The organism is Bacillus sp. S2(2024) (assembly GCF_050474045.1).
In the GTDB taxonomy this organism is placed as follows: Bacteria; Bacillota; Bacilli; order Bacillales; family Bacillaceae_G; genus Bacillus_A; species Bacillus_A yunxiaonensis.
The window spans coordinates 3,098,445-3,120,640 of sequence record NZ_JBFLUS010000003.1 but is presented as its reverse complement, the minus strand read 5'-3'; the positions used below and the strand labels follow the sequence as shown (position 1 = coordinate 3,120,640).

The window sequence follows — 22,196 nt, the reverse complement described above, 5'->3', positions numbered from 1 at the left end:
ACAGGCTCGTTACAATCAAATGTTGATTTCAGGTCGAAAAGACGCGAAATCAGGAAACTTTGTATTTACCTACAATACACAATCACAATCTTTACACTTTACAACACCAAACAGTGTTGCAGTTGAAATTCCGAACCTTACATTTCCGTATGGACAAGAACAAGTGAATGCAGCTGTTCAAAACCAATGGAATTGCAAAGATAAAAAGAATGCAGGAAAACCAATCAGTTGGGCAATTGAAGACCATGGGGATTACTACATTTTTAAATGTTTAATAGATATGGAAGAAAACCAACATAAAAACTTCAGCAAATCCGATGGTGTCATTGGAGTAGACTGTAATTTTGATCACTTTGCTTGGTCAAACATCAATCAACAAGGGCAACTCATAAAAACGGGTGTATTATCCTTTGATATTTTAGGGAAAACGTCAGAACAAATTACTAAAGTTATGGAAGCAGAAGCCATTGCATTAGTTGATATTGCTGTAAAAGCAAACAAACCGATTGTTGTAGAAAAATTAAACACAACAAAAGCAAAAGTTAAGAATCCTTATGGCAACAAAAAAACAAACATGATGATGAGCATGTTTGCTTACAAAAAGATGATTTCAGCTATTAAAAGCCGTGCTGAGAAGATGGGGATAGCAGTATTTGAGATAAATCCAGCGTACACTCCTCAAATTGGTAAAATCAAATATATGAAACGTTTTGGTATCAGCATTCACCAGGCAGCTTCTTACGTCATTGCTAGAAGAGCGATGGGATTTAAAGAAAAACTTCCACCAATTTTGTATTCACTATTACCGGAGAAGATGGTAGGTCTGCATCATTGGGCGCAATGGAAGTGGCTGTCTGGCATCCTGTCTGATTTGCGTGTTCACACATTCTATCAGATGGAACTTTCGAACCATAACAAGATTCGTTCTGTGAACGAACTTTTTCCTCCAGGAGCTCTTACAGACTTGGAAGTAAAAGGTTTGTCTAAGTTTGAAAGCAGAAAACCCATACCTTGTTGAATGGGTATGGTACGCTAGGCATTTTGTCTTAGTTGTCCCTTTTGGGAATCCCCTTCCTCAAAAATTCGTTAGGATTTTAGGTGGGGGTAGTTCAATGAAAATGGATAAAACTTCTTAACTTAAGGTTTTAGAGAGAAGTGGCGGGTGTTTTCAATAATTAGGTATAAATGATGAAAAGCTTGGCATATGTTGTAATAACATAAACTTTGGAGGAATTCACAATGCGCCGAGCAATTCAAGTTATTTTTGATGGTATGAAGGTATTTTTATTGTTTATCGGTTGTACCATTTTGTTTTATTTCGCTATACTATGGATAAATGAAGAATATGAAAGTTATCATCGTTATGAAAAACCTAAAGAAGGAATGGTAGAAAAGGTATCTGGAACAGAGGAGCCTGCAAAGGATGCTTTCGTCAACAGAATGATTTTTTTCTATGAAAATGGGGAGTAGAGAAGATTGGAAGATCAATTACAAGACTTTATTCATTATATGGTTGTTGAAAAAGGGTTAGCTCAAAATACAGTTGTATCATATGAGCGCGATCTAAAAAGCTATACGAAGTATTTACAAAAAGTAGAACAAATTACATCTTTTCATGATGTGGCGCGTATGCATATTGTGAATTTTTTACATCATCTAAAAGATAATGGGAAATCTTCGAAAACAATGGCGCGTCACATTGCATCTGTACGATCGTTTCATCAATTTTTATTACGTGAACGTGTTGTGGAACATGACCCATCTGTACATATTGAAACGCCTCAAGGTGAACGTAAATTACCGAAAGTGTTATCAATCAATGAGGTAGAAGCACTATTGCAAACACCGAAAGGAACAAGTGCATTTGGAATTCGTGACAAGGCTATGTTAGAGTTATTATATGCAACAGGATTACGTGTTTCTGAATTAATTGAATTAAACTTATCAGATGTACATTTAACAATGGGCTTTGTTCGTTGCGTCGGAAAGGGAAATAAAGAAAGAATTATCCCTCTTGGCAGTTTAGCGACAGAAGCGATTCAGTATTATATTGAAAAAGGAAGACCGGAACTATTAGGAAAGAAAATGGTTGAAGCGCTTTTTTTAAATCATCATGGGAACCGTTTATCTCGCCAAGGGTTTTGGAAGATTTTAAAGAGACTTGCACAAGAAGCAAATATTCAAAAAGAACTTACACCGCATACGTTACGTCATTCTTTTGCAACGCACTTATTAGAGAATGGTGCAGATTTAAGGGCAGTACAAGAAATGCTTGGTCATGCTGATATTTCGACAACACAAATTTATACACATGTTTCAAAAGCTAGATTAAAAGATGTATATAAACAGTTTCATCCAAGGGCATGAGTATTCATGCCCTTTTACTTATTGTAAAGTGAAACTTCCATCAGTGAGGGGCTTATTACCCGTGAATAGCGGGATAGAATGAAAGTACTTCACAAAAACTTCACAAACATTTCGTACATTGTTTTCAGCAGATGGCTAGAATATGAACACATATTTCCTCTATACTAAGATAGGAAGAAGGAGGAAGTTATGATGAAAAAACTTTTAATTACATTATTTATCGCAATACTAGCGTTAGCTGGTTGTAATACGAAATCAGATGAGAAAGCGAAAAAAGATAAACCGCTTGAAGAAGTAAAAGTAGAAGTGAAGACAAATCCTGAAACTTTAAAGCCGAATGAAAACGTAGAAGTACAAGCAATTGTTACACAAGGGAAAGACAAAGTAACAGATGCAGATGTAAAGTTTGAAATTTGGAAAGATGGCGAAGAGAAAAAAGAAATGCTAGACGCGAAGCATAAAGGTAACGGTGTTTATGCAATCGATAAAACATTCCCATCTGATGGTGTTTATCATATTATCGCACATACAAATGCACGTGATATGCATGTGATGCCAGAAGTAAAAGTGGCTGTTGGAAATGCAAAAGTTGAGGATACAAAAAAAGCAACAGATGGTCATCATGACGATCATGCTCATGGTGATACAATGATTCATCTGATGGCAGATGGCATGAAAGCAAATACAGAATCTACACTGACAGCACATGTACAACAAAAAGAAGCAGCACTAACTGGTGCGGAAGTTCAACTTGAAATTTGGAAAGACGGTGCAGAAAAGCATGAGTTTATTCCAGCAAAAGAAGGTAACAAAGGCGAGTATACAAGTACTTATACATTTAAAGAAGCAGGAACATATAATGTAAAGGTTCATGTGAAAAAAGGTGATCTTCATGATCATAAAGAAGAAAAAGTTGAAGTGAAGTAAGGGACAGCTCTTTTAAAGAGCTGTTTTTTATTTGTATGTCGGGCAACATATATCGATTTTATTAGCGCTTCTAGGTAGAATGTATTACAATGAAAATGTGAAAAAAAACGAAATGTGATAAAAATTCCTTAAAAAGAAAGCGTCAACATGTTATGATAGCAACATAAGATGTCTGACATCTGACTTAGAAGAAAAGGAAAGTTTTTACATCAATTTGAACATACTACATAAGTAGCATATATAGGAGGTTACAGTTGTGAATAAATATAAACGTATTTTTCTTATCGTAATGGACTCCGTAGGAATTGGAGAAGCACCAGATGCTGAGAAATATGGTGATAAAGGTTCTGACACACTTGGCCATATTGCAGAGCATATGAACGGATTACAAATGCCAAACATGATGAATTTAGGTCTTGGTAACATCCGTGAAATGAAAGGGATTGCAAAAGCAGAGAAGCCGCTTGCATATTATACAAAAATGCAAGAAAAATCTATGGGAAAAGATACAATGACAGGTCATTGGGAAATTATGGGTTTATATATTGATACGCCATTCCAAGTGTTCCCAGAAGGATTCCCGAAAGAATTACTGGATGAGCTAGAAGCGAAAACAGGGCGTAAAATTATTGGGAATAAACCAGCGTCTGGAACAGGAATTCTGGATGAACTTGGACAAGAACATATGGAAACAGGCGCATTAATTGTGTATACATCTGCTGATAGCGTACTGCAAATTGCTGCTCATGAAGAAGTTGTACCACTTGAAGAATTATATAACATTTGTAAAATTGCACGTGAGTTAACACTTGATGAAAAATATATGGTAGGTCGTGTTATCGCTCGTCCATTCGTTGGGGAGCCAGGAAACTTCACACGTACGCCAAACCGTCATGACTATGCTTTAAAACCGTTTGGACGCACAGTTATGAACGAATTAAAAGATTCCAATTATGATGTAATTGCAATCGGTAAAATCTCTGATATTTATGATGGAGAGGGCGTAACACAATCTCTTCGCACAAAATCTAACATGGATGGCATGGATAAGCTTGCAGACACAGCGGGTATGGACTTTACAGGTTTAAGCTTTGTAAACCTTGTTGACTTTGATGCATTATTCGGTCATCGCCGTGATCCTCAAGGTTATGGAGAAGCATTGCAAGAATATGATGCACGTCTTCCTGAAATACTTGAAAAGTTAAAAGAAGACGACTTATTAATTATTACAGCTGACCATGGTAATGACCCAATTCATCACGGTACAGACCATACACGTGAATATGTACCATTATTAGCATATAGTCCAAGTATGAAAGAAGGCGGAAAAGAATTACCGCTTCGTCAAACATTTGCTGATATCGGTGCCACAGTTGCAGAAAACTTCGGTGTAACAATGCCAAAATACGGACAAAGCTTCTTAAACGAGCTAGATAAATAAGGAGGAATATCAAATGAATCGCGAGTTAATTTCAAAATCTGCTACATATTTAAAAGGGAAATTTCAAGAAACACCAACAGTAGGGTTAATCCTTGGTTCAGGTCTAGGTGTATTAGCTGATGAAATCGAAAATGCAGTAGCTGTACCGTACAGTGAAATTCCTGAGTTTCCTGTGTCTACTGTAGAAGGTCATGCTGGTCAACTTGTATTTGGTACACTTCAAGGTGTTACAGTTGTAGCAATGCAAGGTCGTTTCCATTACTATGAAGGGTACGATATGCAAAAAGTAACATTCCCAGTTCGTGTTATGAAAGAGTTAGGTGTAGAAGCAGTTATCGTTACAAATGCTGCTGGCGGTGTAAATACATCATTTGAGCCAGGAGATTTAATGTTAATTTCAGACCATATTAACTTTATGGGGCATAATCCATTAATCGGACCAAATGATTCTGAGATGGGTGTACGTTTCCCTGATATGTCTGAAGCATACAATAAAGACCTTCGCAAAATGGCAAAACAAGTTGCTGCTGACTTAAATATTAAAGTACAAGAAGGTGTGTATGTTGCGATGACAGGTCCTGTATACGAAACACCTGCAGAAATTCGTATGCTTCGTACAGTTGGCGGTGATGCAGTTGGAATGTCAACTGTACCAGAAGTTATTGTAGCTGGTCATGCCGGTATGAAAGTGCTTGGTATTTCTTGTATTTCAAATATGGCAGCTGGAATTTTAGATCAGCCGCTTCATCATGATGAAGTAATTGAAACAACAGAGCGTGTAAAAGCAAACTTCTTATCGCTTGTAAAAGCAATTGTAAAACAAATGAAGGGGTGAGTTCCCAATGAGAATGGTGGACCTAATTGCAAAAAAACGTGATGGTAAAGCTTTAACGACAGAAGAAATTAATTTTATCATTAAAGGTTACACAAATGGTGATATTCCAGATTACCAAATGAGTTCACTTGCAATGGCAATTTTCTTCCAAGATATGAATGAGCAGGAACGTGCTGATTTAACAATGGCAATGGTAAATAGCGGCGATACAATTGATCTATCAGCGATTGAAGGAGTTAAAGTTGATAAACATTCAACAGGTGGTGTTGGTGATACAACTACGCTTGTGTTAGGTCCATTAGTTGCTGCTTTAGGTGTACCAGTTGCGAAAATGTCTGGTCGCGGTCTTGGACATACAGGTGGTACGATTGATAAATTAGAAGCAGTTCCAGGATTTCATGTGGAAATTGAAAATGAGGAATTTATTCGCCTTGTAAATGAAAATAAAATTGCTGTTATTGGTCAAAGTGGCAACTTAACACCTGCTGACAAAAAGTTATATGCACTTCGTGACGTGACGGCAACGGTAAACTCTATCCCGTTAATTGCAAGCTCTATTATGAGTAAAAAAATTGCAGCTGGTGCGGATGCAATCGTACTTGATGTTAAAACAGGTGCAGGTGCATTTATGAAAACGGATGAGGATGCGAAGCAATTAGCAGAAGCGATGGTTCGCATCGGTAACAATGTTGGCCGTAAAACGATGGCTGTTATTTCTGATATGAGTCAGCCGCTTGGTGAGGCAATCGGTAACGCTTTAGAAGTGAAAGAAGCGATCGATACATTGCAAGGAAAAGGACCAAAAGACTTAGAAGAGTTATGTTTAACGCTTGGAAGTCAAATGGTATATCTTGCTGGACAAGCTTCTTCTTTAGAAGATGCGCGTGAAAAGCTAATCGAAGTCATGAACAACGGGAAAGCACTAGAATCATTTAAAACGTTCTTAGCAGCACAAGGCGGTGACGCTTCAGTTGTAGATGATCCTTCTAAATTGCCGCAAGCACAATATAAGATTGAAGTAGAGGCAAAAGAAGATGGATATGTATCTGAAATTGTTGCAGATGAAATTGGAACAGCAGCGATGCTTTTAGGAGCAGGCCGCGCAACGAAAGAATCAGAAATTGATTTAGCAGTTGGACTTATGCTTCGTAAAAAAGTAGGCGATAGCGTGAAAAAAGGTGAATCACTTGTCACGATTTACGCGAACCGTGAAAATGTAGAAGACGTAAAACAAAAAATTTACGAAAACATGAAGGTATCTGCAGAACGCGTAGATGCACCAAAGTTAGTACATGGCATCGTTGAGAAATAAGATAAAGTGACAATTTGTTCACGAATTGTGAGATAAAAAAGCTAAGGAGTTTTCTCCTTAGCTTTTTTTGCTTATAATAATAACGGGTGAAACTATGATAAGAATTTGTGCAGTAACAAAAGAAAATGAAATATTATATGATTTGTCATTAGAAGAAACAAAGCGAGAAGATATTGTGTGGTTTTGGCTAGATTTATGTAAACCGACAAAAGAAGAGTATACATATATTTTACAAGACTATTTCAACTTTCATCCCCTTGCGATTGAAGATTGTTTAGAGTATGTACAGAGGCCGAAAGTTGACTTTTATGAAGGGTATAATTTTTTAGTTCTTCATGCTTTTAGTGAAGAGGGATTAGAGCCACACGAAATTGATTTATTCGTTAGTGATCATTTTGTTGTATCCTTTCACTTTTCGCATAATAAGGCAATTGAACGAGCGTGGAATAAACTTGGGGAAAGACAGCGAATAAAGAGAAGTACTCTTCATGTGACCCATATGATTATTGACCAAATTGTCGATGATTATTTTGCTCCAGTATATTATATTGAAGATCATTTGAATGCAATTGATGATAATTTAACAGGAAATATAACAAGTACTGTATTAGAAGAGGTATTTGATATTCGTACTGATTTATCAAAATTGCGAAGAACAATTGTACCAATGCGTGATTTATTGTATCGTATTTTAAATTCAACACGTTTTTATGGTGGGAATGATCATGAAATTTATTTTAAAGATATTTATGATCACCTGTTAAAGCTGTCTGAGATGATTGAAACAAACCGAGAGCTAACAGCGGATATCCGGGATAGTTACTTTTCGCTAAACTCTCATCATATGAATAACATTATGAAAACATTAACGGTTTTTTCAACCATTTTCATGCCATTAACATTTATTGTTGGTGTATATGGAATGAATTTTGACAATATGCCAGAGTTAAAATGGGCGAATGGTTATTATGTTTGTTTAGCCATAATGGCTCTTATTGGTGGTGGAATGATGGTATGGTTTTATAAGAAGGGCTGGTTTAAATAAGGTGAAGCTCCGTGAGTGGGGGGGAGAAAACCCACCCATTCGGGCTTTTACGGGCAGTTGTCTGCTATCTAGCTTCTTCGTTTCTCTCTACATCTGGAGATGGTAATTTTATTGCCTGTTAATGAGAGATAATAAAAACCCCCGGGAATTCCCGGAGGTTTTTATTTAGCCGATGGCGTGTAACACAAACATGAGTAAGAACAGACATGTGATAGTATAAAGAGGTTTTGCAACTTCTTTATGTTTACCAAGTGCTACTTTTAAGATTGGGTATGCAATGAATCCAAAAGCGATACCATCAGCAATGCTATATGTGAGCGGAATCATAATGATAATTAAAAACGCTGGAAATCCTTCTGAAAAATCGTTCAGAGGAATTTGTTGAATGTTTGTAATCATTAAACCGCCAATAATAATTAAGATTGGAGCGATTGCACTATCTGGAATCAGCTTTACAAACGGCAAAGCAAACAATGAGGCGAAGAATAATCCGCCAGTGACGATAGACGTCAGACCTGTTTTACCGCCCGCCGTAATACCAGCAGCACTTTCTACTGTAGAAACAGTTGGACTTGTTCCAAATAGACCGCATGTCATCGCTGAAATTGCATTTGCCTGATAAGCACGAGGAAATTTACGCTGATCTTCTAATAAACCATGTAAAAGGCCCATGTTTTCAAAAATGAGCACCATACTCAATGAGAACGTTGCGATTAAAAATGGTAAAGAAGCCAGTTTCCCAAACGACATTGCGCCAAAAACATCACCATAGTTAGCAAATGAAAAGGTGCTATTGCCGACTTGACTTGTATCAACAATACCAAACAACCAGGAGATTCCGGTTCCAATTGCAATTGTCCATAAAAAGTTTCCACGTATATTACGAATAAATAAAACTAATGCCACAATAAGAGTAAGAAGTGTCGCTAGAACAACTGGACTACTTAACTTTCCTAATGTAACAGCCGTATTTGAATTCGCAACGACAAGGCCACCTTTTTGTAAGCCGATAAATGCTAAAAATAGCCCGATACCGACTGTAATCGCTTCTTTTAACGACTTTGGAATTGCAACAGAAAGCGTGCGAGCAATTGGTGTAAATGCGGCAATTGTAAAAATAATACCAGCGATAAAGACCGCTGCTAATGCTTCTTGCCAAGTTAAACCAAGCGTATGCACTGCTGTGTACGTAAAAAACGCGTTTACTCCCATACCTGGTACAAGGATCGCTGGTGCATTTGCCCAAAATGCCATTAATAGACATCCGACAAATGAGCTGAATACAGTTGCTAAAATTCCTGCTTCAAGAGGAATACCAGCATCTGATAAAATAGATGCATTCACAATCATAATATAAACAATCGTGAAAAATGATGTTACACCAGCAAGTACTTCTTGTTTTGGCGATGTGTGATGTAGGTCTAATTTAAATGTTTTTTCAAGGATTCCTTTCATGTTAAACCTTCTTTTTTATATCCCTCTCCCGCCCGTGATATCCCTATGCAGGACTCACCATTTTTAATTATAACAAAACAAAAGGTTTTTACAATAACTAAAATGAGAACGGTTACTTCTTTTTATTGGATATAATTAAATATAGGTAAAAACAGCACGTACCGTTGAAATGATTTCCAATTCTCCTGATTGAATAGGGGGGGCACCACTATGGACAGCGGAATAAGCAACAAATTCCCGCGGCATTTGAGAGGACTCTTCAACGAGAGAAATGGGAATGGGATTTATATTTAGACTATATGTACCAGCAATCGTCCTTGCTTTTTCTTGGGCATTTTGCACAGCGAGTACTAATGCTTGTTTGTAGTAAGCGTTTGGATCTGAAACGCGAAATACAAGTCCTTTGGCGACATTTGCCCCGTTTGCTACAGCTGCTTCATATACTTCTCCTGCTTTTTGTACATTCAATACAATAATTTCATATAAATGCTCAACTTGATAACCGCGTAAAATAGCCTTTTCGTTCACGTGTTCATATTGCGGTGTAATGGTGTAAGAAAGCGTTTTGATATTTTGCTCTGTAATTCCAAGCTGTTTTAAAGATGCAAGCAACTGAGTAGAAAGAGCAGCATTTTCTTCTTGTGCTTGCTTTACATTTGGACCTTCAGTACGAACACCAATTGTTAAAACAACAACATCGGGTTTTGCTTTTACGACACCTTCACCTTGTACAGTAACAGTTGCTTCCTTACCATTACGTAAATCATGTACATATGGTGGCATTCCAATTTGCATAACTGTTCACCTTCCTTACTTCATTTATATGAAGGAAGGAAGTCCATTTTTTCTTTAAATTTAGAAATATATTGGAAAATCTAAGTAGAAAGAAAATATATACAATTAAGGTATTCATGCATTATAATATGTGTAAATATTATAAAAAAGGATCGAGAACAGTGAACGAAAAACGAGAAGCACTTATTTTAGACTTATCTATTTCCTTTCGAAAAATGATTCGTTTATTACAAAATGATATTAATGAACTCTTTTCTGAGTATATGCCATGGAATGAGTTTTCTGTACTGCGTGCATTATATTGGAAAAGCCCGCAAATGGCATCTCAAATTGCAAGTGAAGTGAACGTTACATCGAGTCATATTACAGCGGTTACAGATCGTCTTGTTCGTAAGGGACTTGTAATGAGAAAGCGCTCTGATTCAGACAGGCGTATTGTTTATTTAGAAATTACGGATAGCGGAAAAGAAGTTGCCGAAAAGCTTGAAAATGTTCGAAAAGAATATTATAGAGAGAAGTTCCAGGACTGGAGCGATCAAGAAATTGAAATGGTATTGGAACTCTTTGGCAGAGTGCTATAAAAAATAGAAAAGCAACTTTTGCTTTTCTATTTTTTATAGCTTCATCATCCTATGGAACAGTTACGTTGCATAAAAATTAACCTAAACTCCTATACTTTACCTATATGGAATAGGAGGTAGGCTATGAAACGTATCGTTTCTTTTGGAATTATCGGTATATGTTTATTATGTTACAGTATACAAATAAGTGCAGCATCTCCGAAACAAATTGTACAAAAGGAACTGCAATATATTTCGAATAATGAATCTGTTTTATATGCGCAATTATGGGTACGTTCCATGCAAAATTCGGTGTTATTTTACCATAGTGATCAGATTCATCATCAAGATACTTTACATAATGTGAAACGTTCTTCTCTTGTCAACGTAAAACAAATATCATTGACCAAAGCTTCAGTGTATATTCCGCGAGTTTCTCAGTATGTAGCTAAATTTGGAAAAGAAAACGTACAAGTCTATTATTTAGCTGCGCGGTATGATGTGAAAAAAGAAAATCCGTATCAGCTAAATGGAATGAACTATTTCTTACAAGTGTTTGTGCAAGAGCACGGAGACTGGAAAGTTGCTGAAAGTGTTGTCGCACCGACGGATCAAATCGTGACAAATGGGGATGGATTTGGGACGGATGAAGAGAAGAACTATAGTGGAAGACGAAACAACGTGAAAAAAGCCTCCTGACTAGGAGGCTATTTTGCATATAAAGAAAGTTTATGTTTTAACATTCGTTGCAAAATGGCATATGTCAAAATGCTAAACCCTATAACATACATATAGTGAAGCTGGATAGATTTACTGCCATTAGTGAAAATTTCGCTGCCAAGAAGTCCGAAACAAATGGAAGTACATATTGAGAAATAGACATGAAGTCTTTGATATAGCAATATCTTTCCATTATGTTCATTAGGTGAGCGTGCATATAAATAGGTTCCTAGTGGAAGACAGATAAGTATATAAATTGCAGGACTTAGTATTGTCCAAGCAGATGGAATATGGTGATAAGCAGGTCCTGCATGTAGGTCTCCGTATTCATCTTTTGTAGCTTCTCTTTGCGGATGATAGTCATAGTTAATTTTAAAATGCGTAAGAGGAGCTAATGTACTTGTATTTTCTATATACATGGAACTTTTACCATAGACATTGTTATATTCTTTTTTTGATAAATCAACATGTAATGCAAAGAAAGGAAAAACAAGCTGAAAAATGTAAATAGGTAAAATCATTAAGATATAACTTAGCGCACCTTGTGAAACAATATTTCCGGTAATGGTTCCGATAAAAAGAGCTAGTGTATAAACTGCAATTAATGTCATGATTGTATAGGCAAAGTATAGATGAAATGGTGTAAATGATTGATATTCAGCATGTATCGTCGTTTTATAGACGATATACATAAGGAACCAGCTTACGCTAAGTGCACTTACGATATGAGCCATACCGAATAACCACTTTGATAAAAATAAGTGTGACCGTTTAAATGGCATAGCCCAAAGAAAATCGACCGATTGATTATTTCGTTCCCAACCTATTAATAGGGTAGCTAATGCAATTAAAATGAGGGCAGGAAATATGATAGGGTCACTGCCTCCAAAATAATAAAAATAATCACTATCTTTAATATTCATCTGAAAGTAATGAACCGTATTTTGAGCTTCTACATAATATTTATAAGGTAAAGCGTATAGTGTAATGAACCAAAAGAGCAAAATGACATATTTCCCTTGCTTCCAGTTTCGCACCCATAATGCTTTATGGAACATGTAATTCACCTCGATTTAAATGTATATTTTTCTTGGGTAAAAAAATTGTTATCTTCCTATGAAAGAGAATTTCTGTTTTAGTAGACGAGATAAAATGAGATAACAGATGGATCCTATACCTAGAAAACCTATATAATAGCTCGCTAACGAATTGATTCCTCCTAGTAAACGAGCACCAAGCAAGGCAAAGCACGTTACCGTACAAACGATAAAGAGCTTTTGCAGCTTTGGAAAAAGTAGTATTTTTCCGTTCTGTTCGTTAGGTGACCGAGTATATAAGTACGTGCTTAATGGTAATAAAATCAGTGTATATAGAATAGGGCTTATTAATGTCCAGGGAGACGGAATTGAGCTAAAGTTAGGCTCATTAATTCGTTTTCCTGTTTTATCTGTATAGGCAGACTGCGGATCGTAATTAAAATGAATTTGAAAATGTATCATAGGTGAAAAGGTAGTAAGTTTTTCAACTTTATTCATATATGCATTTTCTTGTTCGTAAGTGTTAGAATACGATTTATTCGTATGAACAGAAATGAATCCAGCAATCAAAAGAGACAATACGAAAGGTAAGATAAGAACAATTGTAGTTAAAAGACCTTGTGATACAACATTTCCAGCAATTGTTCCGATACATAGCGTTAGCGTATAGATTGCAATGAGTACGATGGTTGCATATAGAAAATAATAGTGAAACGGTGAAAATATTTGATATTTATTATGAAAAGTTGTTTTTTTCAAAATAGCGAAAATTCCCCAGTTCAATACTAGAACACTAATAATATTACATACACCGAAAAGCCATTTTGTAAGAAAGATATGCATTCGCTTAAATGGCATCGACCAAAGTAGATCGATAGATTGATTGTGACGATCCCAGCCAATGAGTACACAACCTAAAACAATAACAAGTGCACCCTGTATTACTATAGTTTCTTCAGGGAAAATATAGTGGTAATGAAAACGATAATTCCATTTCATATTATCGTGAAAATAGTTTAGCTGTTCTGCAGCTGCTAAATAATATCTGCACGATAGTAGATAGAAATTAATGAGCCAAAATAGTAAAATAGTATATTTTCCTTGTTTCCAGTTTCGCATCCATAGTGCTTTATGAAACATGTAATTCACCTCGATTTATAAGGATTTCCTACTTGATTAAAACAGTAACGTTTATCTTCTACCAAAAGAGAATTTTCGTTTTAGTAAACGAGTTAAAATGATATAACTGATAATCCCTGATCCTAAAACGGTTATATAATATCCCCATATAGAAAAGTGCATTCCTAATATGCGTCCACTTAACAATGCAAAGCAAATGACAGTACAAGCAATAAACCATTTTTGTAACTGCGGAAACAAGAGTATTTTTCCGTTTTGATCGTTAGGAGAATATTTATATAAAGTAATTGCTAACGGGAGAAATATGATAATGTAAGCAATCGTGCTGAGGAGCTTCCAAGCAGACGGAATGGATACATTCTCCATTGGATTTAACCTCGGTGATTCAGAAATTTTATTACCATGCTGATCAAAATTCTCGATAGGATGGTAATCATATATAATATAAAATTTGTCTAATGGTGCCAATACGCTTGTCTGTGTTAAGTAATCACTAATCTTATTTCCTGTTTTATACAATTCTTTTGTTGAATCTCCTATATGAGCGTGAAGAAACCCAAATATTAATATTATTAAAATGTATGGAAGATATAAAATCATTGCTGTTAAGGCGCCCTGTGAAAGAATATTTCCTGTAATGGTGCCAATAAATAGAGCGAATGTATAAACAGCAATGAGTATGATTGTAGCGTACAAAAAGTAAGTATGGAACGGGCTAAATATTTGATACTGGTCATGGAAAGATATTTTTTTGATGCCATACATACTAGCCCAGCAAACAATGTTTGCGATTATAATATTTAAAATACCAAACAACCATTTTGTGAGAAAAATATCTTTTCTTTGAAATGGCATGGAGAAAAGAAAATCGATAGATTGATTGCTGCGTTCCCATCCAATTAATAGACAAGCAAGTGCAATGAGAATGATGCCTTGTATCATGACTGGATCTAATGTTTGAAAAGAATAGGCGTAGTAATATACATAACCATCAAATTTCATTGTTGATTGAGCAAGTTCAGATTGTGCTCCGTTGTAATATTGATAAGGAAGCATATATAAACTGCTTAACCAAAATAATAAAACAATATATTTTCCCTGTTTAAATGTTCGCATCCATAACGCCCTATGAAACATGTGAGCCCTCCTCGAATGCCGTAACAAATACATCCTCAAGTGACATTGGCAACTCTTCTAATAAGAGTGGCTGCTCTTTATGAAATTTTTCTAACGTAGTAGCTACATTGCCTTCGATTAAGACGGTATAAACTTTTCCTATTTGGTTTAATACTTTCACATTACATAAATTCATCAGCTTTTGTGGTAGGGAGCGCTCGTAAGCTACTTGAATTTTTGCATAGCGTAATTTTGTATCATCTAAAGCTGTGATCGATGCGATTGTATGATCTTTTAAAATGATGACTGTGTCTGCAATTTTTTCCACTTCATCTAGGTGATGCGTAGAAATGAGAACTGTGATTTCGCGCTCTGCCACTTCTTCAATTAAAAATTGAAGGATTTGTCTTTTCACGATTGGATCTAGTCCATTTGTTGGTTCATCTAAAATAATGTATTCTACGCCAGTAGAAAAAGCTAGGATCATCGCTAGCAAAGCTTTCATTCCGCGGGAGTAGGTGCGAATGCGTTTCTCTGGTAAGTTAAAGCGTTCTAGTAGTTTATAAAAATAGTCTGCATTGAAATTATGATAGACTGCTTTATAAAATTTTGCGATTTCTTTTACTGTATATCCGCTGAGTACATTTGTAGAGTCTGGAACATATACGACCATTTGTTTTACTTCAGGATGTTTGTGCACGTCAATTTCGTTATATGTAACAGTGCCTTCATCTGGATTTAAAATTCCAACGAGTGTGCGTAATAATGTTGTTTTCCCAGCTCCGTTTCTTCCGAGTAATCCGACGATGCTTCCTTTTTTTAAAGTAAATGAAATATCTTCTAATATTGTTTGGTTATCAATTGTTTTCTTTACGTTCGTCACCTTCAGCATGAGTATTTCCCCCTAATTCTTTATAGTATGAATCAATCCAATCATGAATTTTTTCTTTTGAAATACCGAGATAAGAAGCTTCTAGTAATAGTTGATGAAATTGTTTTTCCACCATAGCAATTTTCCTTTCATCTTGTGTTGGGGTAATCGATTGTGATACAAATGTTCCTTTGCCGCGCAGTGTTTCAATAATTCCTTGTCGTTCTAATTCTTGATACGCTTTACTCACCGTATTTGGATTAATTACAAGTGAAGAGGCAAGTTCCCGAACGGAAGGGAGTTTATCGTTTGGTGCGAGTATCGCTTTTAAAACTAGTTCCTTTACGTTATGAACAATTTGTTCCCATATCGGAGTGTTGCTTCTTGGATCAAGTTGAATGTGCAAGAGCAATGTCTCCTTCCTGATGAAATTTTAAGTGTACTACTAGATGTAATACACTTAATACAATAAATAATGCACTTCTGTTTGTCAATTCTATTTTTAGAAAAAGATGGTATAAAAACCCTTCATTTGGAAAAGATAGGTGTGATATAGAATGGAGGGTTAGTCATGAAGCGATTGATTGGAATACTTGTTTGTTTCATGTTATTGCTTTCCGCTGTTCCAATTGGTTTTGCGCAGTCTGAGAAAAAAGAAGCAGAAACAAAACCAAAGCTAGCGGAACAAGCATCGTCAGCGATTGTTATTGAACAGGATACGGGAAAAGTTTTATTTGAAAAAAGCCCAAATGAAAAGTTGCCACCTGCTAGTATGACAAAAATTATGACCATGCTACTCATTATGGAGCAAATTGAAAAAGGAAAACTAAAATTGCAAGATAAAGTGAGAACGAGTGAACATGCAGCTTCTATGGGCGGATCGCAAATTTTCCTTGAGCCTGGTGAAGAAATGACAGTCAATGAAATGCTAAAAGGCATTGCAATTGCATCTGGAAATGATGCATCAGTTGCAGTTGCTGAACATATTGCTGGGTCAGAAGAAGGATTTGTAGATATGATGAATAAAAAAGCAAAAGATTTAGGACTTAAAAATACTCATTTTCAAAATCCAACAGGTCTTCCAGCCAAGAACCATTATTCAACAGCATATGATATGGCAGTTATGGCAAAGGAATTAATGAAGTACCCGTTAATTCGTAAATATACAGGTAAATATGAAGATTATTTACGAGAAGATACGGATAAGAAATTTTGGCTTGTCAATACAAACAAGCTTGTTCGGTTCTATCCAGGTGTTGATGGCGTGAAAACAGGCTTCACAACAGAGGCAAAATATTGTTTGACAGCATCTGCAGAGCGAAATGGCATGCGCGTCATTTCTGTTATTATGGGGTCTCCAACATCAAAAGAACGGAATGCGGAAGTAACGAAGCTTCTTGATTATGCATTTAGTCAATATATGACGAAAAAAATGTATACAAGAGGAGAAAAAATTCAGACAGTAAAGGTTGGAAAAGGAAAAAAAGAAACTGTCGACTTAGTTGCATCTGACAATGTTTCTCTACTGATGAAAAAGGGAGAAACGATGAAAAATATTAAAAAAGAAGTAGTGGCTGAGGAAAAAGTGAAAGCTCCAATTAAAAAAGGAGATGCTTTAGGTACACTTGTCATAAAAAAAGATAATCAAGTATTACTCAAACAGACAATCGTTGCGAAAGAGGATGTCGCAGCAGCGAGCTGGTGGGAGTTATTTAAACGAAGTTTTGGGATGTTTTCGACATCGAAATAGCGGCAATTTTGTTGCCGCTTTCTCTTTTGTTGTTGAGTCAGTTGTTATCTTAATGGTAAGAGATGCCGCTAGAAGGTTCATTTTATGACGAAATAATACTTCTTTTGTCAGGTGGAAGGATTCTACATTTATTTTAGAGAAAAACTTCTTATATGTTTTGCGTGTATGCGCGAATTTTGAATGTAAGGAGGAAATAGAGTGAGTCTTTCTATTCATTTAGAAGTAAAGCGTGATGTCTTATGTGTTCGTTTAGCAGGCGAACTGGATCATCATACTGCTGAAGAGTTGCGAGCGAAAGTTACTGATATGATTGAGACGCATCATGTTCATCATATTATTTTAAATTTAGAGCAATTAGCATTTATGGATAGCTCTGGCCTTGGTGTTGTGTTAGGAAGATATAAACATGTCAAAAGCTTAGGCGGCGAAATGGTTGTATGTGCAATTTCTCCTGCTGTAAAACGCTTGTTTGAGATGTCAGGGCTATTTAAAATTATTCGTTTAGAAGAAAATGAAGCGCATGCGCTCGCGACATTGGGGGTGGCGTAGATGAGAAATGAAATGAACCTTCAATTTTCAGCATTAAGTCAAAATGAATCGTTTGCTCGGGTTACAGTTGCAGCTTTTATTGCGCAGCTTGATCCAACGATGGAAGAGTTAACTGAAGTGAAAACAGTTGTGTCTGAGGCGGTAACGAATGCCATTATCCATGGGTATGAAGGACACCCAGATGGCATTGTGTATATTACGGTTATTTTGGAAGAGGATATGGTAAAGTTAACGATTCGTGATGAAGGGATTGGAATTTTAGATTTAGATGAAGCAAGGCAACCCCTTTTCACAACAAAACCCGAATTAGAGCGTTCCGGAATGGGATTTACCATTATGGAAAATTTTATGGACGAAGTAGAGGTTATTTCCAATGAATCTTTCGGGACAACGATCCATTTGACGAAGTATCTATCAAAAAGTAACGCTCTATGCAATTAAGGAGAATTGCCTATGGACATAGAGGTCAGAAGTGAAAAAGGAAAAGGCCAGTTAAAGGATCAAGAGTTAAAAGAATTAATTCAAAGAAGTCAAGATGGTGATCAAGGAGCGAGAGATTTAATTGTACAAAATAATATGAGACTTGTTTGGTCGGTTGTACAACGTTTTTTAAATCGCGGTTATGAACCGGAAGACTTGTTTCAAATTGGTTGTATTGGTTTGTTAAAATCTGTCGACAAATTTGATTTATCTTTTGATGTAAAGTTTTCGACATATGCAGTCCCAATGATTATTGGAGAAATTCAACGTTTTTTACGTGATGATGGGACAGTGAAAGTAAGTCGTTCTTTAAAGGAAACTGGAAATAAAATTCGCAAAATGAAAGATGAATTATCAAAAGAGTATGGCCGTGCACCGACAGTTACCGAGATAGCTGAGGCGTTAGAATTAACGCCAGAAGAAGTGGTAATGGCGCAAGAAGCAAGTCGGACACCGTCATCTATACATGAAACGGTGTATGAAAATGATGGTGACCCTATTACCATTTTAGATCAAATTGCGGATCGTTCTGAAACGAAGTGGTTTGATAAGATTGCTTTAAAAGAAGCGATTCGTGAATTAGATGAACGTGAACGACTGATTGTATATTTGAGATATTATAAAGACCAAACGCAATCAGAAGTAGCGGAGCGTTTAGGGATTTCTCAAGTACAAGTGTCACGACTAGAAAAGAAAATATTAAAGCAAATGAAGGAACGAATAGGCGAATAGTCTATTCGTTTTTTTATTTTAAAAAAGTTGTATTAGAAAATTTTCCAATATCCATACTACAACTACGAGGAATAGTTAAGAGGTGATTGGAGTGGAGCAAACGATTTATGTAAAGATGAGAAGTCGTCTTCAAGTGTCTCCTGCTTATGAGATTACAGTTGGTGATGTTGCACAAGTAGTTGGGGATTCACATATTGTCGACGAAATAAAACGACAGGCTGTATACAAAATTACAAAGAAAGATAAAACGCATGTGGTAATTGATGTGATGAAAGTTATTCAGCGCATTCAACAGTATTCTAGCAATTTACAAATTAATTTGCTTGGTTCAGCACAAACTATTGTTGAAATCGTATATGAGAAAAAACGAGTAAATCCTTTTTTCTTTGGAATGGTTTGGCTATTACTATTTGTGGGGGCTGCCCTTGCTATTATTTATTTTCATGAAGATGTTAGTATGCAGCAAGTACATCAACGCTTGTATTACATGATTACAGGAGAAAACAACAAAAAGCCACTTTTATTTCAAATCCCATATTCGTTAGGACTTGGGCTTGGAATGATTCTTTTTTTTAATCATGTTTTTCAAAAGCGCATTAATGAGGAGCCGAGCCCATTAGAAGTTGAAATGTTCCAATACCAGCAATCTCTCGATCAATATGTAATGATGAATGAAAATAAAGAAATGATAAAGAAAATCCCAAATGATTGAATATATCGGGGTAATCTTTATTGGATTTGCTGGTGGAATTGCTGTTGGAGGAGGATACGTTGCATTTTTAACTGTATTAGGTGTGATTCCAAGGCTTGCTCAGTTAACGAAAAGTGGTCATCGTGTTCAATATTATGAATGGGCTGTTGTGAGTGGCGCATTAAGCGGCGCATGGTGCAGTTTACGCGAGATCACATTGGTGGCTTCACCGTATTGGCTTTTGCTCCTTGGATTGTTGTGTGGCACATTTATTGGAATGCTTGCCGCTGCCTTAACAGAAGTGCTGAATGTACTTCCGATATTGGCAAAACGTGTTGGGGTTGATGGGAAAATTGTTATTCTTCTCATCGCACTTGTTCTTGGTAAGGTGGTAGGTTCTTTATTTCATTGGATTTATTTTGTGAAATAGGAGGTATGTAAATGACACCGCGAAAATTGAAAGATGATTATACAAATAACGTGAAAAAGTATCAACCAAAACCTAACTATGTTATGAATTGCGTCAAGGCTTTTGTTGTTGGAGGACTTATTTGTACATTAGGTGAAGCTTTGATGAAGATGTACATACACTATTTTGATTTTACGGAGAAAAATGCGGGAAATCCAGTAATCACAACATTAATATTATTGTCGGCTATTTTAACGGGGGTTGGTGTATATGATAAACTTGGACAATTTGCAGGGGCAGGATCAGCAATCCCAGTTACTGGATTTGCAAATTCAATGGTGAGTGCAGCGATGGAACACCGCAGCGAAGGGATTGTTCTTGGGATTGCCACCAATATGTTCAAGATTGCTGGAAGTGTAATTGTATTTGGTGTTGTTGGAGCGTATGTTGTCGGTCTCATTCGGTATACATGGAAGCTGTTTATCTCACCCTAATAGCAGTAATCTCTCACCTTAAGATTCAGAGAAAACGAAGAGGACAGGTGGGGAAAATCACTAAGGGAAGTTTCACTTTATGTAAGTAAAGGAGAAGACAGATGAGATTAACTGGGAAACAAACGTGGGTATTTCAAAACGATGTATATGTGAATGCGACAGGAACGGCTGTTGGACCGGAAGAAGCGGAGGGACCGCTTGGAGATAGTTTTGATATTACATATGATGATTTGCATTGCGGAGAAGAGAGCTGGGAGCTAGCAGAAAGACGATTAATGAGGGATTCAATTCAACAAGTATTGCGAAAAGAAAAGCTGCAAACATCTGATATCGATTTTTTTTTAGCTGGAGATTTATTAAATCAAACGGTTACAGCAAATTATGTTGCTAGAGAACTTTCGATTCCATTTTTAGGAATGTTTGGAGCGTGTTCAACTTCTATGGAGACGCTCGCTGTTGGCGCTGCATTTATTGATGGTGGATTTGCAAATCGCGTATTAGCAACAGTTAGTAGTCATAATGCCACTGCTGAAAGGCAATTTCGTTATCCAACAGAGTATGGAGGGCAAAAACCAACTACAGCGACATTCACTGTTACAGGAGCTGGTACAGCTTTAATTAGTCGTGAAAGAAGTTCAATTAAAGTAACATCAGCAACCATTGGAAAAGTTCAAGATTTAGGCATAACAGATCCGTTTGATATGGGATCTGCTATGGCGCCTGCTGCAGCCCATACAATTCAACAGCATTTTGAAGATTTAAAAAGAAGTGCTGTAGATTATGACTTAATTGTGACGGGTGATTTATCTGCAGTTGGAACACCAATTACGCGGCAACTTTTGTTAGATGAAGGCTATGACATAGGTAATGTCTATAATGATTGCGGTTTAATGATTTACAGAGATGACCAGCAAGTATTTGCAGGTGGGAGTGGCTGTGCCTGCTCTGCAGTTGTGACATATGGACATTTAATGAAAGAAATGAGAAAGGGGAATTTACAACGGATTTTTGTTGTAGCAACTGGTGCCTTGTTAAATCCGATTATGATTCAACAAAAAGAAACGATTCCAACGATTGCACACGGTATCGTATTTGAAAGAATAAAAGGGGTGTAATATGTGGAATTTATATATGCGTTTGTAGTTGGAGGTGCGATTTGTGTCATCGGACAACTACTGTTAGATTTTACAAAATTAACACCTGCACACGTTATGGCAATCTTCGTAGTAGCTGGCGCTATTTTAGATGGATTTGGAATTTATGATAAATTGATTCAGTTTGCAGGAGCAGGAGCAACTGTTCCTATTACAAGTTTTGGTCATTCTTTATTGCATGGTGCGATGGAAGCTGCAGAAAAGCATGGTTATCTTGGGATTGGAATGGGAATGTTTAAGTTAACATCTGTTGGAATTTCAGCATCAATTTTATTTGCATTTTTAGCAGCACTTATTTTTAAACCGAAAGGATAAA

At 36.4% G+C, this 22,196-nt stretch carries 26 protein-coding genes; 19 read left to right on the top strand and 7 right to left on the bottom strand.

Annotated elements, in window-relative coordinates; genetic code table 11:
* The first annotated feature begins 19 nt into the window (after window positions 1-19).
* From AB1284_RS15695 to corA, 8 genes are all read left to right on the top strand, one after another.
* Entirely contained in the window at window positions 20-1,018 is a 999-nt protein-coding gene (locus tag AB1284_RS15695; protein WP_429753994.1) for an IS200/IS605 family accessory protein TnpB-related protein, read from the top strand.
* A gap of 221 nt (window positions 1,019-1,239) precedes the next feature.
* Window positions 1,240-1,470 carry a YqzK family protein gene (locus AB1284_RS15690; RefSeq protein ID WP_429753995.1) on the top strand — a complete coding sequence of 77 codons (231 nt, stop codon included), beginning with the start codon at window positions 1,240-1,242 and terminating at the stop codon, window positions 1,468-1,470.
* A gap of 6 nt (window positions 1,471-1,476) precedes the next feature.
* Window positions 1,477-2,367 carry a site-specific tyrosine recombinase XerD gene (gene xerD, locus AB1284_RS15685; RefSeq protein WP_429753996.1) on the top strand — a complete coding sequence of 297 codons (891 nt, stop codon included), beginning with the start codon at window positions 1,477-1,479 and terminating at the stop codon, window positions 2,365-2,367.
* Window positions 2,368-2,556: 189 nt separating this feature from the next.
* Window positions 2,557-3,294, top strand: coding sequence for a FixH family protein (locus AB1284_RS15680; RefSeq protein WP_429753997.1), 738 nt, complete (start codon window positions 2,557-2,559; stop codon window positions 3,292-3,294).
* Between the two features lie 256 nt (window positions 3,295-3,550).
* On the top strand, window positions 3,551-4,735 hold the full coding sequence (gene deoB / locus AB1284_RS15675) for a phosphopentomutase (RefSeq protein WP_429753998.1): 1,185 nt from the start codon (window positions 3,551-3,553) through the stop codon (window positions 4,733-4,735).
* A gap of 13 nt (window positions 4,736-4,748) precedes the next feature.
* On the top strand, window positions 4,749-5,570 hold the full coding sequence (locus AB1284_RS15670) for a purine-nucleoside phosphorylase (RefSeq protein WP_429753999.1): 822 nt from the start codon (window positions 4,749-4,751) through the stop codon (window positions 5,568-5,570).
* A gap of 7 nt (window positions 5,571-5,577) precedes the next feature.
* Window positions 5,578-6,882, top strand: a complete 1,305-nt coding sequence (locus AB1284_RS15665) for a pyrimidine-nucleoside phosphorylase (protein WP_429754000.1) — start codon at window positions 5,578-5,580, stop codon at window positions 6,880-6,882.
* Window positions 6,883-6,976: 94 nt separating this feature from the next.
* Window positions 6,977-7,927: a magnesium/cobalt transporter CorA gene (gene corA / locus AB1284_RS15660; protein ID WP_429754001.1), complete on the top strand. Its 951-nt coding sequence runs from the start codon at window positions 6,977-6,979 to the stop codon at window positions 7,925-7,927.
* A gap of 165 nt (window positions 7,928-8,092) precedes the next feature.
* Here the strand turns inward: corA and AB1284_RS15655 are convergent, their stop codons facing one another.
* Together AB1284_RS15655 and AB1284_RS15650 are read right to left on the bottom strand one after the other, a co-directional pair.
* Window positions 8,093-9,382 (bottom strand): NCS2 family permease, encoded by a 1,290-nt coding sequence (locus AB1284_RS15655; RefSeq protein ID WP_429754002.1) that lies wholly within the window; start codon window positions 9,380-9,382, stop codon window positions 8,093-8,095.
* Between the two features lie 135 nt (window positions 9,383-9,517).
* Complete coding sequence (locus AB1284_RS15650) at window positions 9,518-10,177, bottom strand: SIMPL domain-containing protein (protein ID WP_429754003.1); 660 nt, start codon at window positions 10,175-10,177, stop codon at window positions 9,518-9,520.
* 161 nt (window positions 10,178-10,338) lie between these two features.
* Between AB1284_RS15650 and AB1284_RS15645 the strand changes: the two genes are divergently transcribed.
* Together AB1284_RS15645 and AB1284_RS15640 are read left to right on the top strand one after the other, a co-directional pair.
* Window positions 10,339-10,758, top strand: a complete 420-nt coding sequence (locus AB1284_RS15645; RefSeq protein WP_336481501.1) for a MarR family winged helix-turn-helix transcriptional regulator — start codon at window positions 10,339-10,341, stop codon at window positions 10,756-10,758.
* A 123-nt stretch (window positions 10,759-10,881) separates the two neighbouring features.
* A complete protein-coding gene (locus AB1284_RS15640; protein ID WP_429754004.1) occupies window positions 10,882-11,436 on the top strand; it encodes a hypothetical protein in 555 nt (184 codons plus the stop codon).
* An 8-nt stretch (window positions 11,437-11,444) separates the two neighbouring features.
* Here AB1284_RS15640 and AB1284_RS15635 read toward each other — a convergent pair whose 3' ends face one another.
* The 5 genes from AB1284_RS15635 to AB1284_RS15615 are packed head-to-tail and all read right to left on the bottom strand — an operon-like array spanning window position 11,445 to window position 16,027.
* Window positions 11,445-12,515 (bottom strand): ABC transporter permease, encoded by a 1,071-nt coding sequence (locus AB1284_RS15635; protein ID WP_429754005.1) that lies wholly within the window; start codon window positions 12,513-12,515, stop codon window positions 11,445-11,447.
* Window positions 12,516-12,563: 48 nt separating this feature from the next.
* Window positions 12,564-13,634, bottom strand: coding sequence for an ABC transporter permease subunit (locus tag AB1284_RS15630; protein WP_429754006.1), 1,071 nt, complete (start codon window positions 13,632-13,634; stop codon window positions 12,564-12,566).
* Between the two features lie 51 nt (window positions 13,635-13,685).
* Window positions 13,686-14,771 (bottom strand): ABC transporter permease, encoded by a 1,086-nt coding sequence (locus AB1284_RS15625; RefSeq protein WP_429754007.1) that lies wholly within the window; start codon window positions 14,769-14,771, stop codon window positions 13,686-13,688.
* Window positions 14,761-15,642 (bottom strand): ABC transporter ATP-binding protein, encoded by an 882-nt coding sequence (locus AB1284_RS15620; protein WP_429754008.1) that lies wholly within the window; start codon window positions 15,640-15,642, stop codon window positions 14,761-14,763. The genes AB1284_RS15625 and AB1284_RS15620 overlap by 11 nt, the downstream gene beginning before the upstream one ends.
* Entirely contained in the window at window positions 15,608-16,027 is a 420-nt protein-coding gene (locus AB1284_RS15615) for a GntR family transcriptional regulator (protein WP_429754009.1), read from the bottom strand. Before AB1284_RS15615 ends, AB1284_RS15620 begins: the two co-directional genes overlap by 35 nt.
* 165 nt (window positions 16,028-16,192) lie before the next feature.
* Between AB1284_RS15615 and AB1284_RS15610 the strand changes: the two genes are divergently transcribed.
* The 9 genes from AB1284_RS15610 (at window position 16,193) to spoVAE (ending at window position 22,195) form a co-directional block, all read left to right on the top strand.
* On the top strand, window positions 16,193-17,371 hold the full coding sequence (locus AB1284_RS15610; RefSeq protein WP_429711672.1) for a D-alanyl-D-alanine carboxypeptidase family protein: 1,179 nt from the start codon (window positions 16,193-16,195) through the stop codon (window positions 17,369-17,371).
* Between the two features lie 198 nt (window positions 17,372-17,569).
* Window positions 17,570-17,920 carry an anti-sigma F factor antagonist gene (spoIIAA, locus tag AB1284_RS15605; RefSeq protein ID WP_098914605.1) on the top strand — a complete coding sequence of 117 codons (351 nt, stop codon included), beginning with the start codon at window positions 17,570-17,572 and terminating at the stop codon, window positions 17,918-17,920.
* Window positions 17,921-18,361 (top strand): anti-sigma F factor, encoded by a 441-nt coding sequence (spoIIAB, locus tag AB1284_RS15600; RefSeq protein ID WP_429754010.1) that lies wholly within the window; start codon window positions 17,921-17,923, stop codon window positions 18,359-18,361. It begins immediately after the preceding gene.
* 12 nt (window positions 18,362-18,373) lie between these two features.
* The gene (sigF, locus tag AB1284_RS15595) at window positions 18,374-19,132 is read left to right on the top strand and encodes an RNA polymerase sporulation sigma factor SigF (RefSeq protein WP_429754011.1); all 759 of its coding nucleotides are present in this window, start codon (window positions 18,374-18,376) and stop codon (window positions 19,130-19,132) included.
* Window positions 19,133-19,223: 91 nt separating this feature from the next.
* Window positions 19,224-19,844 (top strand): stage V sporulation protein AA, encoded by a 621-nt coding sequence (locus AB1284_RS15590; protein ID WP_429754012.1) that lies wholly within the window; start codon window positions 19,224-19,226, stop codon window positions 19,842-19,844.
* Window positions 19,837-20,253: a stage V sporulation protein AB gene (locus AB1284_RS15585; protein ID WP_429754013.1), complete on the top strand. Its 417-nt coding sequence runs from the start codon at window positions 19,837-19,839 to the stop codon at window positions 20,251-20,253. The genes AB1284_RS15590 and AB1284_RS15585 overlap by 8 nt, the downstream gene beginning before the upstream one ends.
* 11 nt (window positions 20,254-20,264) lie before the next feature.
* Window positions 20,265-20,726: a stage V sporulation protein AC gene (spoVAC, locus tag AB1284_RS15580; RefSeq protein ID WP_429754014.1), complete on the top strand. Its 462-nt coding sequence runs from the start codon at window positions 20,265-20,267 to the stop codon at window positions 20,724-20,726.
* A gap of 101 nt (window positions 20,727-20,827) precedes the next feature.
* Entirely contained in the window at window positions 20,828-21,841 is a 1,014-nt protein-coding gene (spoVAD, locus tag AB1284_RS15575) for a stage V sporulation protein AD (RefSeq protein ID WP_429754015.1), read from the top strand.
* 3 nt (window positions 21,842-21,844) lie between these two features.
* Entirely contained in the window at window positions 21,845-22,195 is a 351-nt protein-coding gene (spoVAE, locus tag AB1284_RS15570) for a stage V sporulation protein AE (protein WP_429754016.1), read from the top strand.
* The last annotated feature ends 1 nt before the right edge of the window (window position 22,196 follow it).